The 14,144-nt window shown below is 65.4% G+C and carries 15 protein-coding genes; 7 read left to right on the forward strand and 8 right to left on the reverse strand.

Annotated features, from left to right (window positions below):
- Positions 1 to 4 precede the first annotated feature (4 nt).
- The 8 genes from GPL20_RS07080 to GPL20_RS38730 all read right to left on the reverse strand — a co-directional run bounded on the left by GPL20_RS07080 (position 5) and on the right by GPL20_RS38730 (position 8,214).
- Complete coding sequence (locus GPL20_RS07080; RefSeq protein ID WP_254125516.1) at positions 5 to 1,987, reverse strand: heme lyase CcmF/NrfE family subunit; 1,983 nt, start codon at positions 1,985 to 1,987, stop codon at positions 5 to 7.
- Positions 1,984 to 2,475 (reverse strand): cytochrome c maturation protein CcmE, encoded by a 492-nt coding sequence (gene ccmE / locus GPL20_RS07085; protein ID WP_157328896.1) that lies wholly within the window; start codon positions 2,473 to 2,475, stop codon positions 1,984 to 1,986. The genes GPL20_RS07080 and ccmE overlap by 4 nt, the downstream gene beginning before the upstream one ends.
- A 37-nt stretch (positions 2,476 to 2,512) precedes the next feature.
- Entirely contained in the window at positions 2,513 to 3,622 is a 1,110-nt protein-coding gene (gene ccmI, locus GPL20_RS07090) for a c-type cytochrome biogenesis protein CcmI (RefSeq protein ID WP_157328897.1), read from the reverse strand.
- A 131-nt stretch (positions 3,623 to 3,753) separates the two neighbouring features.
- Complete coding sequence (locus GPL20_RS07095) at positions 3,754 to 4,023, reverse strand: hypothetical protein (RefSeq protein ID WP_157328898.1); 270 nt, start codon at positions 4,021 to 4,023, stop codon at positions 3,754 to 3,756.
- 100 nt (positions 4,024 to 4,123) lie between these two features.
- Positions 4,124 to 5,527 carry a hypothetical protein gene (locus GPL20_RS07100; RefSeq protein WP_167532931.1) on the reverse strand — a complete coding sequence of 468 codons (1,404 nt, stop codon included), beginning with the start codon at positions 5,525 to 5,527 and terminating at the stop codon, positions 4,124 to 4,126.
- Positions 5,528 to 5,688: 161 nt separating this feature from the next.
- The gene (locus GPL20_RS07105) at positions 5,689 to 7,065 is read right to left on the reverse strand and encodes a sensor histidine kinase (RefSeq protein ID WP_157328900.1); all 1,377 of its coding nucleotides are present in this window, start codon (positions 7,063 to 7,065) and stop codon (positions 5,689 to 5,691) included.
- A 78-nt stretch (positions 7,066 to 7,143) separates the two neighbouring features.
- A complete protein-coding gene (locus tag GPL20_RS07110; RefSeq protein ID WP_212429787.1) occupies positions 7,144 to 7,815 on the reverse strand; it encodes a response regulator transcription factor in 672 nt (223 codons plus the stop codon).
- 243 nt (positions 7,816 to 8,058) lie between these two features.
- Positions 8,059 to 8,214, reverse strand: a complete 156-nt coding sequence (locus GPL20_RS38730; RefSeq protein ID WP_162832009.1) for a hypothetical protein — start codon at positions 8,212 to 8,214, stop codon at positions 8,059 to 8,061.
- Between the two features lie 250 nt (positions 8,215 to 8,464).
- Between GPL20_RS38730 and ku the strand changes: the two genes are divergently transcribed.
- The 7 genes from ku to GPL20_RS07145 all read left to right on the forward strand — a co-directional run bounded on the left by ku (position 8,465) and on the right by GPL20_RS07145 (position 14,143).
- A complete protein-coding gene (ku, locus tag GPL20_RS07115; protein WP_157328901.1) occupies positions 8,465 to 9,463 on the forward strand; it encodes a non-homologous end joining protein Ku in 999 nt (332 codons plus the stop codon).
- Positions 9,464 to 9,521: 58 nt separating this feature from the next.
- A complete protein-coding gene (locus GPL20_RS07120; RefSeq protein ID WP_157328902.1) occupies positions 9,522 to 9,758 on the forward strand; it encodes a hypothetical protein in 237 nt (78 codons plus the stop codon).
- Between the two features lie 202 nt (positions 9,759 to 9,960).
- Positions 9,961 to 10,176, forward strand: a complete 216-nt coding sequence (locus GPL20_RS07125; protein ID WP_246250145.1) for a hypothetical protein — start codon at positions 9,961 to 9,963, stop codon at positions 10,174 to 10,176.
- Positions 10,177 to 10,329: 153 nt separating this feature from the next.
- Positions 10,330 to 10,494 (forward strand): Flp family type IVb pilin, encoded by a 165-nt coding sequence (locus tag GPL20_RS07130; protein WP_157328903.1) that lies wholly within the window; start codon positions 10,330 to 10,332, stop codon positions 10,492 to 10,494.
- A 217-nt stretch (positions 10,495 to 10,711) separates the two neighbouring features.
- Positions 10,712 to 12,274, forward strand: coding sequence for a hypothetical protein (locus GPL20_RS07135; RefSeq protein ID WP_157328904.1), 1,563 nt, complete (start codon positions 10,712 to 10,714; stop codon positions 12,272 to 12,274).
- A 181-nt stretch (positions 12,275 to 12,455) separates the two neighbouring features.
- The gene (locus tag GPL20_RS07140) at positions 12,456 to 13,451 is read left to right on the forward strand and encodes a glycosyltransferase family 2 protein (protein WP_157328905.1); all 996 of its coding nucleotides are present in this window, start codon (positions 12,456 to 12,458) and stop codon (positions 13,449 to 13,451) included.
- Positions 13,452 to 13,459: 8 nt separating this feature from the next.
- Positions 13,460 to 14,143, forward strand: a complete 684-nt coding sequence (locus GPL20_RS07145) for a class I SAM-dependent methyltransferase (protein WP_157328906.1) — start codon at positions 13,460 to 13,462, stop codon at positions 14,141 to 14,143.
- The last annotated feature ends 1 nt before the right edge of the window (position 14,144 follow it).

Genomic DNA, 14,144 nt, shown 5'->3' on the forward strand with positions numbered 1-14,144 from the left:
CGGATCACTCCGCCGGCTGGAGGCGCGGCTTGGCGCGCGCCGGCTTCGGGGCGCCGACCCGCAGGCGCCGGTCCGACAGCGACAACACGCCGCCGAACGCCATCAGCACCGGTCCCCACCAGATCAGGAGCACCAACGGCTTGTGATAGATGCGCACCGCGATCGCGCCTTCGGCGGTGGCGTCGCCGAGCGAGATGTAGAGCTGGCTTGCGCCGCGCGTCAGCAGCGCGGCCTCGGTCGTCGAAGAGCCGCGGGTGGTGAAGCTGCGCTTGGACGGCGTCATGACGCTGAGCGTCTCGCCGTCGCGGCTGACGTTGAACTCGGCGATCATCTCGCGGTAGTTCGGGCCCTGACGCTGAAACAGCCCGTCGAGCTTCACGTCGTAGCCGGCGATATGGGCGACCTCGCTCTGCTTCATCGTCGCGATATATTCGCTGTTCCAAGTGGTCTCGCAGACGATCCCGATCAGTGCGACGCCGAGGCCCGCGTGCGCAAACGCCGTGCCCCAGGCCGAGCGCGGCAGCCCGCGGGCCCGGTGCAGCACCGTTGCGAACGGCAGCCGCACGAGCCCGGTTCGCTCGACGATGTCGGTGACGGCACCGCCGATGACGAAGACGCCAAGCCCGATCGCGAGCGGCGCCAGCGTGCTGCCGCCAGTCGCCCACCCCCAGGCGATGGCGACGGCGACGAGCCCGGCAACGCCCGCCGCGAGCAGGCGCTGGGTGACGCCGAGCAGATCACCGCGCTTCCACGCCAGCATCGGCCCGAACGGCACAGCGAGCAGCAAGAGGGCAAACAGCGGGGCGAAGGTGAGGTTGTAGAAGGGAGCACCGACCGACATCTTGAAGTCGGCTAGCATCTCCATCGCCAGCGGATAGAGCGTGCCGAACAGCACGACGGCGCAGGCTACCGTGAGCAAGAGATTGTTCAGCACCAGCGCGCCCTCGCGCGAGATCGGCGCGAACAGGCCGCCCTGCTTCAACGAGGTCGCGCGCCCTGCGAACAGCGACAGGCTGCCGCCGATGAACAGGCACAGGATCAGCAGGATGAACACGCCGCGGGTCGGATCGGTGGCGAAGGCGTGCACCGAGGTGATGACACCCGAACGGACCAGGAAGGTGCCGAGCAGCGACAGCGAGAAGGTCAGGATCGACAGAAGGATGGTCCAGACCTTCAGCGCGTTGCGCTTTTCCATCACCAGCGCGGAGTGCAACAGCGCGGTGCCGGCCAGCCACGGCATCAGCGAGGCGTTCTCGACCGGATCCCAGAACCACCAGCCGCCCCAGCCGAGCTCGTAATAGGCCCAGTAGGACCCCATGGCTATGCCGAGCGTCAGGAAGATCCAGGCCATGAGCGTCCACGGCCGCACCCAGCGCGCCCAGGCCGCGTCGATCCGTCCCTCCATCAGCGCGGCGATGGCGAACGAGAACGAGATCGAGAAGCCGACATAGCCGAGATAGAGCATCGGCGGATGCACGGCGAGGCCGATGTCCTGGAGCACCGGATTGAGATCGCGTCCCTCGATCGGCGGGCTCGCGATGCGCAGGAACGGATTCGATGTCACCAGGATGAAGAGATAGAAGGCGCTCGCGATCCAGGCCTGGACGGCGAGCACGTGCGCGCGCAGCGACATCGGCAGATTGTTGCCGAACGCGGCAACCAGCCCGCCGAACAGCGCCAGAATCGATACCCACAGCAGCATCGAGCCTTCATGGTTTCCCCACACGCCGGTGATCTTGTAGAGCAGCGGCTTCATGGAGTGGGAGTTCTCGTAGACGTTGGCCACGGAGAAATCCGAGTTCACATGCAGCATCACGAGCGCAACGAACGACGCACCAACGAACAGCAACTGCGCCAGCGCGGTGGAGCGCGCCACGTTCATCAGCGCGGCATCGCGCAGGCGTGCACCGATCAAGGGCACGACGGACTGGATCAGTGCGAGCGCAAGCGCCAGCACCAGCGCGTAATGTCCGGATTCTGCGATCACCGCACCGCTCCCTGCGGATTGCCCTGCGCGGTCGTGGCCGCAGGCTTTGCCTCGTAATCGTCCTTCCAGTGCCCCTGCTTCTTCAGGGCATCGGCAACGTCCTTCGGCATGTAGGTCTCGTCGTGCTTGGCGAGCACGGTGTCGGCCTTGAACACGCCGTTGGCATCGAGCGCGCCCTCGGCGACGACGCCCTGCCCTTCACGGAACAGGTCGGGCAGGATTCCCTTATAGGCGACCGGGAGCTTGGCGTTGCCGTCGGCGACTTCGAAGGTCACCGCGAGATTGTCGCCGCGCTGGAGCGAGCCGGGCTGCACCAGCCCGCCGAGGCGAAACCGCTTGCCGGGCGCGACATGCTTCTCCGCGACCATGGTCGGGGTCGAGAAGAACACGATGGAGTCGCGCAGTGCGTTGAGCACCAGTCCGGCCGCGAGCGCGAGCACGGCGAGCGAGCCGCCAATGATGGTCATACGTCGCTGCTTGCGCGTCATGGTGTATCCGTTCTCCGCTCGTCTCGTCGCAAGAGCTTCATCCGTCGAGTCCGAGAGTCTTGAGGCCTTCGTTGAGCTGGCGCAGCCGGTCGGCGTCGTTGGCGACGGCCTGGCGGGCATCGCTCGATGCGCCCACCGCCTTGTCGCGATCGCCCATCACGAGATAGGCGCGCACCAGGCGCAGCCAACCCTCGACGTCGTCGCCGTTCTGCTTGAGGCGCGTCGCCAGACGTTCGACCATGCCGCGAACCATCGCGTTGCGATCGCCCTCGGCCATGTCCTTGGACGCTGCGACCGTCTCATCCGACAGCGCCGGCATCGCGCCGCCGCCGACCCGCGCCAGCGAGGACTGCACCAGCGGCCGCCACGGCGCATCGGCGGGCGCCTTCGCAAGCAATGCGCGCCAGATCGAGACCGCGTCGTCCTTGCGCCCGTCCTGCTCGGCGGCAAGACCGAGGAAGTAGTTCGCCTTGGGATCGTCGGCGCTCAGGGCATGCGCGCGTTCGAACTCGGCCTTGGCCTCGGCCGTCACCACGCCGCCGGCGGCGGCCGAAAGCGCCTCGCCGAGATCCGACCGGCGCTCCGCGCTCTCGCCATTGTAGGTGAGCGAGTTCCGGAAGGCGCGCGCGGCGTCGTCGAAGCGGCCGAGCCGCTCCAGCACCGGCGCGAGCACGTTCCAGCCGCGTCCGTCGGTCGGATTCTTTTCCAGATGCTGCTCGACCTGCGCGACGAGGTTCTCGAGCGATTGCGCCATGCCGGACCCGGAGCCGCGCTCCCGCTGCGCCAGCGGGAAGGCCTGAAGCCTCGGCGAGCCGAGCGGCATGTAGACGCCGATGGCAACCAGCGGCAGGCCGACAAGGGCCAGCACGGCCGCGGCGCGGCGCCATTTGAGGCTGGACTTCGGCTCCACGGCGGGCTTGCTGCCGGCGGCCGCGAGCAGCCTGCGGCCGATCTCGACGCGCGCAGCCTCGGCTTCCGGTGCGGCGATCAGTCCGGCACCGAGATCACGCTCGATCTCGGCGAGCTGGTCCTTGTAGACCGCGACCTCGCTGCCCTGATCCTGCACGCGTCCGCTGCGGCCAAGCGGCAGAAGCACGGCGAAAATCGCCGCGACCGTCATCAGCGCGAACACGAACCATAGTGTCATCTGGCAAGCTTCCGGCAGCGCGCAAATCGCGCCCATAGGTGGCTTTACACCACGGCCGGACGATGCGGCAATTGACAATTGTCAATCTGGCGTGACCGCGCGCAGCCCCGAAACGGTTGAAATCCAACGGCTTAGCCGATCTCGAAATCCGTGCTCCGAGCGGCGTCCTCGCCGTGCCCGTTGAAGGCCCTCAGGAAGTATGTTCCCGGCTTGATCGCATCAGGCAATCGGATGCGCAGCGCCCCGACCGGAACCGGAGATGCAACCCTCGTGACTGTCTCGGACAGTTGCCGACCGCTTGCCTTCTCGACCAGCACCACCTTCGCGCCGACCATCAGCCTTTGATATTTGACAACGACGACGCGGTTCTCGATCTCGATGGAGCTGATAACGGGTTTCATGCGCCCACAAATAGAAATTCCCCGGACTTACACGAAGACCGTACGGCTCGTCATCGGCACCGTCAACCACAAATTGTGACTGCGAAAATATGCGCCTGGATCAGCTTGCGCGCGACGATTTGCGCTCGCCGGTGAGCGCATTCTCCGCGGCGCGGCTCATCAGCGAGGCGTAATCGTCGCCGAACAGCACCTGGCAGAAGCGGATCGCGGCCTGCACCTGCTGCTGCCGGTAGGTGCGGACCTTGTGATCGGCGGCGCGCAGCGATTGCACCAGCGATTCGGTCGAGCGCTCCACATATTGCTGGAGGTCGGAATAGGTGCGCAGCGTCACCTCGTTGATCGCAAGCTCGCTGGCGTAGTTGCGGCAGGTCGCGACGAAGTCGATCAGCGCCGCGGATTCCTCCACCTCGGTGCTGTCGATCCGCGCCCCCGGCGGAATGTCCTTCTCGGCACGCTGGCGCAGGATGCGGCGAACGCGGCCGGGCACGCTGTCGATCTCGGATTGCAGCGCATTGGAGATATCGGCCCGGATCGAGGTCAACTGCTTGCCCCAGGCGGAATCGTTGCGCAGATCGAGCTCGGTGCGCAGGCCGCGGACGCCGTCGTGCAACGCCTTGAGATTATCGGCCACATTGTCGAAATGGCCGCGCTTGATATCCATGCGCAGGATCGCGGCTACGCAGGACAGATCGTGCAGGGCGATCGTGACGGCGACGCCATACGGCGTTGCTGCGACGCGGATCTCGTCGTCGGACGCGGCAATCTTGATGGCGAGGCGGATGATCTGCCACGGCGCGGTCATCCGTTGCGCGACCATCGACAGCGCGAAGGGCAGCATCTGCGGCGTCTGGAGCACGGGAATGTTGAGCGCGGCCGAGACCGAAGCGATCTGGGATTCCCCGAAGGCGCGCAGGAAGCGCGGCAGCTTCTCGTTCAGGGTGGCGATGGCTTCCCGGACCTGGAGCACTGCCCCGACCGAATAGAGGTCCTCGATCACATTCGGCGGGCCGACGCGGGCCAGCGCGCGCGATCTGTCGCCGCCGCCGGGGCCCGTCAGCTGGAAGATCGCGTCCGCGGCCACCGCCTGGAGCTTCTGCGCCAGAGCTTCGACCTGCCCGGCATTTTCGGCCGCCGGCATGCGCGCCAGCGCCGCCTCGAATTCATTGACCTTGTCCGGGGCACCATCGCGGCCGAGCCATTGCCAGATCGGATGCAGCGAGGAGCGGCGGATCTGGCCGACCCGGATCGGGGCGCCGGCCTCGACCAGGAACGGTTCCAGGACCTGAAACAGCAACCGCGACAGATCGTCCGTGCGCGGCGGCGGGGCTTCGTCAGCTTCGGTCTTGCGGACGATCTTGCGCAACTGCTCGAGCACGAGGGGCGCCACCGCCGTGTCCTGGCCGCGCTCGAGCGCGCGCTCGAACTCCCGCATCAGCAGTGCCTGCGACTGCGGCGGGAGCTGCGCGAGATATTCCCTCAGCCGCTCGATCGATGTCTGGCTCATGCGCCCGGGTAATGCACGGTGAAGTGGCGGACGTGGGATGCGTCCGAGCGCGATCATAGGTGGATGCGCCTTAAGAAGCGGTTGAGGAAGTTGGATCGAATACTGCCGTTTCCGGGCGGATCGGCCCGATCCGAGGCAAAAAATCCCGTGGAAACAAGGGATTATATTGCGGGGAGCACCAGTTCGGCGCGCAGGCCGCCGATCGGCGCGCTACCGAGCGAAAGGCTGCCGCCATAGAGCGCGGCGAGGTCGGTCACGATCGACAGCCCCAGTCCCGAGCCGGGCTTGGACTCGTCGAGCCGCTGACCCCGTCGCGAGACCTGGGCACGCTCGGCCTCGGACAGGCCGCGTCCGTCATCGTCGACGATGATCCGCAGACGCGGGCCGGAGCCCGCCTTGGGCGGCGCCTCGACCAAAACCTCGATGAAGACCCGCGAGGCCGCCCATTTGCAGGCATTGTCAACGAGATTGCCGACCATTTCCTCCAGATCCTGACGCTCGCCCCGGAACTTTGCCGACTGATTCGCCTTGGCCTCGACCACGATGCCGCGGTCGCGATGGATCTTCTCCATGGTCCGCCGCAACGCCTCGATGGCGGGCGCAACCTCGGTCACGGTCGCAACGACCGAGACCCGCGCCGCGATGCGGGCACGCTCCAGATGATGAGCGACCTGGTCGCGCATCACGTCGGCCTGCTCCATCACCTTCTCGGCGAACGGATCGGCGGCATGGGCGCCGGCCTCGTTGACGATGACCGACAGCGGCGTCTTGATCGCGTGCGCGAGATTGCCGACATGGGTGCGGGCCCGCTCGACGATCTCGCGGTTGGCGTCGATCAGCGCGTTGGTCTCGCGCGCCAGCGGCGCGATCTCGACCGGGAATTCGCCCTCGAGCCGCTCCGCCCGCCCCGAACGGATATCGGCGATGGATTCAGAAATGCGCTTGAGCGGTGCGAGACCGAAGCGGACCTGGAACACCGTGGTCAGCAGCAGCACGATGCCGAGCGCGGTGAAGGTGCCGCCGAGGTAGTAGTCGAAACTGCGCGTCTCGTCGAAGATCTCGGTGTCGTCGCCGGCGACGCTGACGAGATATTTGCCGTCAGCACCGAGATCGACGGGACGCTCGACCATGCGCAGGTTCTGCCCTTCGGGACCGTCGACATAGCCGAGGCGAATTCCGGCGGCGGTGAGCTCGGCGCCCTGCTCCTCCAGTTTCGGCAGCTTCTTGTCCCAGAGCGAGCGCGAGGAGCGCACCTCCGGCTTTTCGGTGTCGGTGCGCGTGATCTGCCAGTACCAGCCGGACAGCGGCAGCTCGAACAGGGGCTCGCCGAGCGACTGGAACTGGCGGTCCGGCGGCTCGTCGGGGGTTGCGACCTCGGCGATCAAGGTGCGCAGATAAAGGTTGAGCCGGCGGTCGAAGGCACGCTCGGAGGCGTTCTTGTAGACCGACGACAGCACGACGCCGGTGATGGCCAGGATCACCACCAGCCAGGCGGTCGCCGACAGGAACAGGCGGTTCGCAAGCGAGCTAGCGGGCATCGGAATGATCCCGGCAGGTGCAGGAGGTCAAGGCGTCGGAGCTCATGTCCCGACCAAGGCCCCTGTCCGGCCGGCCCGTCAAGTCCCTGCGGGCGGCGGGGTCAGGAGATAGCCGAGGCCACGGACGGTCTGGATGATGTCGACGTCGAGCTTCTTGCGGATGCGGCCGACGAAGACCTCGATGGTGTTGGAGTCGCGGTCGAAGTCCTGGTCGTAGAGATGCTCGACGAGCTCGGTACGGGAGACGACGCGCCCCGAATGGTGCATCAGGTAGGCCAGAAGCCGATACTCGTGCGAGGTCATCTTGACGGGATTGCCCGACACGCTGACCCGGCCGGTCCTGGTGTCGAGCGTGACGGGACCGCAGCTGAGCTCGCTCTGGGCGTGGCCGGTCGAGCGGCGCAGCAGCGCGCGGATGCGCGCCAGCACCTCCTCCAGATGGAACGGCTTTGCGACATAGTCGTCGGCGCCGGCATCGAAGCCCTGCACCTTGTCGCTCCAGCGGTCGCGCGCGGTGAGGATCAGGACCGGCATGGTGCGGCCGTTGCGGCGCCAGGCCTCCAGCACCGAGATGCCGTCCTTCTTCGGCAGGCCGATGTCGAGCACGACGGCGTCATAGGGCTCGTTGTCGCCGAGATAATGCCCCTCCTCTCCATCGAAGGCGCGGTCGACGACGTAGCCGGCGTCGGTCAGAGCCTTGGTGAGCTGGCGATTGAGATCGGGGTCGTCCTCAACAACGAGCAGGCGCACGCTTCTCTCCAGGATCGGCTGCAGGAACAGGCTGCATGACTACCGCCAGAGATGATCAAGTCCGGCGTGAACTGAATATGAACGCGGGGAACCCCGACGTTACTTTTTGGTCATATACGACCTATCGGCTGCCGACGCGACTGCGCCCGCCAGGCCAGCGGGCGAGCCGGCGGACTGGCGGGCGCAATGTGCCGCGTTGCGCGGCGAATAGGAAGGCCCGAGGGGCGTCGGGATCCCCGGCGGTCAGGTCCGGAAGAATACGAACCAGACGACGGCGAGGATCAGGATGGCGAGGCCGGTCGAGATGGCGAGCAGCGCTGCCACCGAAGGTCCCGGCTCGCCCTGGCGCGCCTCTGTCGGAGTTTCCACGATCCGGTTTTGCTCTCGCGTGGTTGCCATGGGTGACCTCAATCTGTGGCTGTCGCGTCGGATTGCCGCGACCTCCTCGCGGCCATGAGTGCCGGGCTCGCGGCCATGAGTTGTCGGGGCAACGCCCGATCGCGGGCGATGTTCCGGACCGGCGGCCTGCCCGATCGCGCGCGGAGCGGCGGTTAACGCCGTTGCAAGATTCCGCGCCGGCGGTTGCTATGATTCGCTCCGGGCCGATGTTATCCTTGGGGTTCGTCCCCTGTTGCGTTTGGAGTAGCCCATGGCCCCCCGCGCCAATTGGAAGGGTTTTCTGCGTCTGTCGCTCGTGACCTGCCCGGTCGCGCTCTATCCGGCCACTTCGGATACCGAGAAGGTTTCCTTCAACCAGATCAACCGCAAGACGGGCCACCGGATCAAGTACCTCAAGGTCGACGCCGAGACCGGTGACGAGGTCACCTCCGAGGACATCGTCAAGGGCTACAAGGTCGACACCGACACCTATATCGAGGTCACCAAGGACGAGCTCGACGACATCGCGCTGGACTCGACGCACACGATCGAGATCGACGAGTTCGTGCCGAAGGCCGACATCGACAACCGCTACCTGATCCGCCCCTACTACCTCGTGCCGGACGGCAAGGTCGGTCACGACGCCTATGCGGTGATCCGCGAGACCATCCGCAGCATGGACAAGGTCGCGATCGGCCGCGTGGTGCTGACCAACCGCGAGCACATCATCGCACTGGAGCCGCTCGAGAGCGGCCTGATGGGCACGCTGCTGCGCTACCCCTACGAGGTCCGCAGCGAGACCGAATATTTCGACGACATCCAGGACGTGAAGCTCACCAAGGACATGCTCGACCTCGCCAAGCACATCGTCGAGAAGAAGTCCGGCGCGTTCGACCCCGAGCTGTTCGAGGACCATTACGAGACCGCGCTGATCGATCTCATCAACAAGAAGCGCAGCGGCATGCCGATCACGGCCAAGACGGCGCCGAAGACCGGCGGCAACGTCATCAACCTGATGGACGCGCTGAAGAAGAGCCTCGCGAGCGAGAAGGACGTGGCGCCCGTGGCGAAGGTCGCCAAGGAGACCGTCAAGGGCAAGAAGCCGAAGAAGCGCGTCGAGGGGCAACGCGAGATGCTGCTGCCGATCGCCGGCAAGGGCGGCAAGGAGGCAGCGGCAAAGACTGCGCCCAAGGAAGCCTCGAACAAGGAAGCTGCGAAGAAGGCCGACAAGCCAGTGCGCGCGCCGGCGCGGGCGAAGAAGGCCGGGTAGAAGCTTCGCACCTGCAATCGCGCCGTGATGTCTCCCCTCGCCGATCGGCCGGCCTGACATGCCCTGGTCGACGGCGTTCGACGATCCCGTTCGCGTGGGCGACAAGCGCGAGCTGCTCACGCTTCAACAGGCGGCCGACTACATCATGCAGCTGCCGGAGGACGCCCAGCACGACGTGCATTGGCAGACGGCGATCGAGACCCTGATCAACGCGGCCGAGACCGGCGGCGGCTGGGTGATGTTCGCCCGCATCGCGATGTTGCGGGCGCTGAATGCGGACGGCCGACGCAAGTGAAGCCAGACATCGCAGCGGATCTGGCCTCGGTCCGCCGCTGCCCCGCACAAGAACTGGCTCAACAATCCGTTAAGCTGCGCCATCGCTTGCAGCGCCCGCCTGCGGTCACTGGCGATACGTAATCCTACGGAAGACAAAATTAACCGTCGATTCCCGCTGCCCGTGCATCGTCGCCCTTCGATCGAACGGGGTTTGCGGTCTCGTGCAGCGGCAGAACGCCAAAAAGAACTACATCGGCATCGTGACCGACACGGCCGAGGAAGATCGTCTCGCAGGCAGCTCCGCGCGGGCGCAGCCCCGCGTGGTGAGTTACCTGATCGGGCGCCTTGCAGCGATGCTGAAGCGCCCCGGCAAGGCCGGCGACGCCCGATCTTGTCCCGGGACGAGGCCACGACATCGCCAAATTCGCTGGAATTGAGTGACGAAACCTTAAGTCAGTCGATGACAATATGCGACCGGCAGGCGGGGACCATCCGACCTGCGTTTTGACGCGCCCCCAAGAGTTAGTGAATCAATTTACCATTCCGAAAACGGCACCAGCCTACGTTGGACGGATGAACAGGAGTTGACGATGACTTTGCTCAGGTCATTTCTTGCCGACGAAAATGGTGCCACCGCCATCGAATATTGCCTGATCGCCACCGGCGTCGCGCTCGCGATCATCACCGTCGTGAACAACACGGGCAGCGCACTTCTGAACAACAAGTTCAACTCGATCAGCTCGGCGATGAAGTAATCGGCACGGCCGACGCTCCCAATCTCGTCAGGGCGAGTCCGCGCGCGGCGCGGACCGGTTACAGGCTCCGCGAAGCAGCCTTCCGCGGAGAAAATCCGGACCACTTCGCTGTGCTCGCGGCTGCGCGCTTGTTTTTAACATGTTCGCCTTATGACGCTGTGTCGAGCAATTGCGCCATTGCCGGGCGCGAGCTCAAACTCCCAGCGGCCCGATCAACATGGTTCCTTCCGACCGACCGACACTGACGATCCGGGCTCGTTTTGACTCGGAGCGATCCGTGGCGATCGCCGTTCTTGCAGTGCTGGCGGCCGTCTCGTTTCTTCCGATGCTGCTGACCCCCATTCCCGCGATGGTCGATTATCCCAATCACCTCGCCCGCATGTATATTCTGAGCCAGAACGGCACCCCCAACGCCAATCCGCATTACGAGGTGGCCTGGGCATTCTATCCCAACCTTGCAATGGACTTGCTGGTCCCGCAGATGGCGCGGCTGATGAGCGTCGAGAACGCCACGCGGCTGTTTCTGCTCCTCAGCCAACTGTTGATCGTCGGGGGCGCGCTTCTGCTCGAACGGGTCCGGAAGGGACGGGTCCATCTCGCCGGCTTTGCGGCGCTCGCCTTCCTTTATTGTTTGCCGTTCAGCTGGGGTTTTGTGAATTTCGAGTTCGGACTGGGCCTCGCGCTGTGGGGCATCGCCGTCTATCTGATGCTGGCCGAGGGTCCGTGGCCATTGCGTTTCGTCGTCAATACCGCCTTCGTCGCCGCGCTGTATGCGGCGCATTTCTTTTCGCTCGGCATCTACGGCGCGACGCTTGGCCTTTACGAACTCTGGCGCATCCGCCACCGGCGAGTAACCTGCCGGGTCGCGGCTGCGCGGCTGGGCGCGCTGGCCATGCCGGCGCTCGCTCTGTTCGCCGTCATGCACATGACCGCGGGCTCGATCGGAAGCGAAGGCACGAGCTGGTTTCTCGCATTCAAGCCGATCTGGCCGCTCCGCATCATGAACGGCTACAATCTGACGGTCGCGGCGATGACCGGACTGGCGCTGATGATCGCGCTGCTTTTCGCTGCAAGACGCGGCTTCCTCAAGCTCGAGCCAGCCGGGATCTGGCTCGCGGTCGGCTTTGCGCTGCTGTACGTGGTCATTCCCTCGAAGCTGTTCGGAACCGCGTTCGTCGATCTGCGCGTGATTCCTGCTGCGGCTCTGATCCTGCCGGCCTTCTGCTCGCTGTCGCTGCCGAGCCGGACGTGGAGAATGGCTGCGCTCGCCGCGATCAGTGGCGTCATACTGCTCAATCTCGTCGTCGTCCTCGCTGTGTGGCTGCCTTACCGCGCCGACTATGCGGCCATCATCGAGTCCTTCCACAAGATCGATCGCGGCTCACGCGTCCTCGTCGGCGGCACGGGCGACAATGGAGACCCGCCCTTCGCCGATCTCACCACGTATCCCATGTATTATGCGCCGACGCTGGCCGTGCACTATGCGGGCGCGTTCGTGCCCAATCTCTTCACGGAAGCGGGCAAGCAACCGGTGCGGGCACGCGAGGCCGTGCGCCGTCTCGCCATTCCCTACGGAGGGCCCGTGCCGTCGGACCTGCTTGCCGCGATTGCGGCGGGCCGGCCGCCGGCGGACGTTCCGCCCTTTATCCGCACCTGGTACCAGGATTACGACTATCTCTATGTGCTTGGACCGCCAGCTCCAAACCCGCTGCCGGACCTGCTGGAGATGTTGGACACCTCGGAGCGCTTTGTTCTCTACAAGGTCCGCCGCAGGTCCTAGACCGAAGCTGTGGCTGCACGGCATGGTTAACCGGGCATCACCATCCCGCTCGGCCTCCCGATCGCCCCTTCTGAACCCGCCGCATTGCTCCTGAGCCCTCGATCCTTAGCAGTTGTGGCAAGGCCACCTTAACCAGCATCGACTTAGACTTCCGCTCCTCCAAGGAGTTGAAATCTCTCGCATGGCGGCCAATTTCCGATCGATCCGCTACAGCCTCGTCATCCCCGTGTTCAACGAGGAAGCCGTGCTGCCGATCTTGTTGCGCCGGCTCGAGCTGGTATTGTCCCGGCTCGACGGGCCGGCCGAAGCGATCTTCGTCGACGACGGCAGCAGCGATTCCAGCTCCATCGTGCTACGGGCGCTTGCCACGCGCGACCCGCGCTTTCGCTATATCGGCTTGTCGCGAAATTTCGGCCATCAGGTCGCCATCACCGCCGGCATGGACGCCGCGCAAGGCGAAGCGATCATCGTCATGGACGCGGATCTGCAGGATCCGCCCGAAGTGATCGAGCAATTGATCGCGAAATGGCAGGAAGGCAACGACGTCGTCCACGCCCGTCGCCTGTCGCGCGACGGCGAAAGCCGGTTCAAGCGCGCGACCGCGCATCTCTTCTACCGGATTCTCGGCAGGATGTCCTCGGTCGGCATCCCCGCCGATGTCGGCGACTTCCGTCTGATCGATCGCAAGGTGCTCGACGCGCTTCGGCAGATGCCGGAGCAGGACCGCTTCGTGCGCGGCATGATCGCCTGGCTCGGCTTCCGGCAGACCGAGGTCGCCTTCCACCGCCTCGAGCGCGCTGCGGGCGAAACCAAATACCCGCTATTCAAGATGGTGCGGCTCGCGATGAACGCCGCGCTTGGCTTCTCGGATCTGCCCTTGCGGCTTGCAGTTTGGTGCGGATTGACCGTCTCAGGGCTCGCGCTGCTCTACGGCGGCTGGGTGATCCTGATGTGGCTCAGCAACGACCCTCATCTCGTGACCGGTTGGTCCTCGACGATCCTTGTCGTGTCCCTGCTGTGCGGATTCAACATGGTGATGACGGGCATCGTGGGACTCTATGTCGGCCGCATCCACGCCGAGGTGAAACGCCGCCCGCTCTATGTGGTGCAGACCCAGATTGGCTTTGATCGCAACGAGGCGATGACCGCGCCCGCGATCCACGCCGTCAACGAGTGACGCAGCGCATGACCGAGCTCTTCGACGGCTATCACGACAACTATCGTGACGTGGTCCAATCCTCGATCGACTTCTCCGGCTTGCCGCATCATTTCTTCATGCGCGCGAAGGCCGATCTCCTGCGCGATCTGATCGCCCGGCGGCTGGACACGGAAAGGCCCGAGATGCTTGACGTCGGCTGCGGCGTAGGCAGCCTTCATCCCCTGCTGCACGGCATGGTCGGCCGCCTGAGCGGTATCGACGTTTCGTCGGCCAGCCTGGCGCAGGCGCGCGCCAGCAATGGTGGGGTCGATTATCGCGAGTTTGACGGCCGCACTTTTCCCTTCGACGATGCCAGCTTCGACCTGGTCACGACCGTCTGCGTGATGCACCACGTCGTGCCGACCGAATGGGCGCCATTCATCGCCGAAATGCGGCGCGTGGTGCGGCCCGGGGGGCTCGTCTGCGTGATCGAGCACAATCCGTACAACCCGCTGACTCGCCTTGCCGTTGCGCGCTGCGAGTTCGACCGGGACGCCGTCTTGCTCAGTGCCGGCACGACCCGAAGGTTGATGGCTGCCGGCGGCCTGCGCGAGATCGGCGCGCGCCATTTCCTGCTGCTCCCCTGGGACACCAAACCGGCGCGGCGTCTCGAAGATACCCTGAGCGGCGTGCCGCTCGGCGGCCAATACGTCGTCTTCGGGACCGCTTGAC

The sequence above is a fragment of the Bradyrhizobium cajani genome (genome assembly GCF_009759665.1).
Classification (GTDB): Bacteria; Pseudomonadota; Alphaproteobacteria; order Rhizobiales; family Xanthobacteraceae; genus Bradyrhizobium; species Bradyrhizobium cajani.

Bases quoted from the DNA above. Each gene is read 5' to 3' on its own strand.
- GPL20_RS07105 (WP_157328900.1), bottom strand. From the start codon at position 7,065: ATGCCCGCTAGCTCGCTTGCGAACCGCCTGTTCCTGTCGGCGACCGCC.
- GPL20_RS07135 (WP_157328904.1), top strand. From the start codon at position 10,712: ATGGTTCCTTCCGACCGACCGACACTGACGATCCGGGCTCGTTTTGAC.
- GPL20_RS07095 (WP_157328898.1), bottom strand. From the start codon at position 4,023: ATGAAACCCGTTATCAGCTCCATCGAGATCGAGAACCGCGTCGTCGTT.
- ccmI (WP_157328897.1), bottom strand. From the start codon at position 3,622: ATGACACTATGGTTCGTGTTCGCGCTGATGACGGTCGCGGCGATTTTC.
- GPL20_RS07145 (WP_157328906.1), top strand. From the start codon at position 13,460: ATGACCGAGCTCTTCGACGGCTATCACGACAACTATCGTGACGTGGTC.
- ccmE (WP_157328896.1), bottom strand. From the start codon at position 2,475: ATGACGCGCAAGCAGCGACGTATGACCATCATTGGCGGCTCGCTCGCC.
- ku (WP_157328901.1), top strand. From the start codon at position 8,465: ATGGCCCCCCGCGCCAATTGGAAGGGTTTTCTGCGTCTGTCGCTCGTG.
- GPL20_RS07140 (WP_157328905.1), top strand. From the start codon at position 12,456: ATGGCGGCCAATTTCCGATCGATCCGCTACAGCCTCGTCATCCCCGTG.
- GPL20_RS07130 (WP_157328903.1), top strand. From the start codon at position 10,330: ATGACTTTGCTCAGGTCATTTCTTGCCGACGAAAATGGTGCCACCGCC.
- GPL20_RS38730 (WP_162832009.1), bottom strand. From the start codon at position 8,214: ATGGCAACCACGCGAGAGCAAAACCGGATCGTGGAAACTCCGACAGAG.
- GPL20_RS07100 (WP_167532931.1), bottom strand. From the start codon at position 5,527: ATGAGCCAGACATCGATCGAGCGGCTGAGGGAATATCTCGCGCAGCTC.
- GPL20_RS07120 (WP_157328902.1), top strand. From the start codon at position 9,522: ATGCCCTGGTCGACGGCGTTCGACGATCCCGTTCGCGTGGGCGACAAG.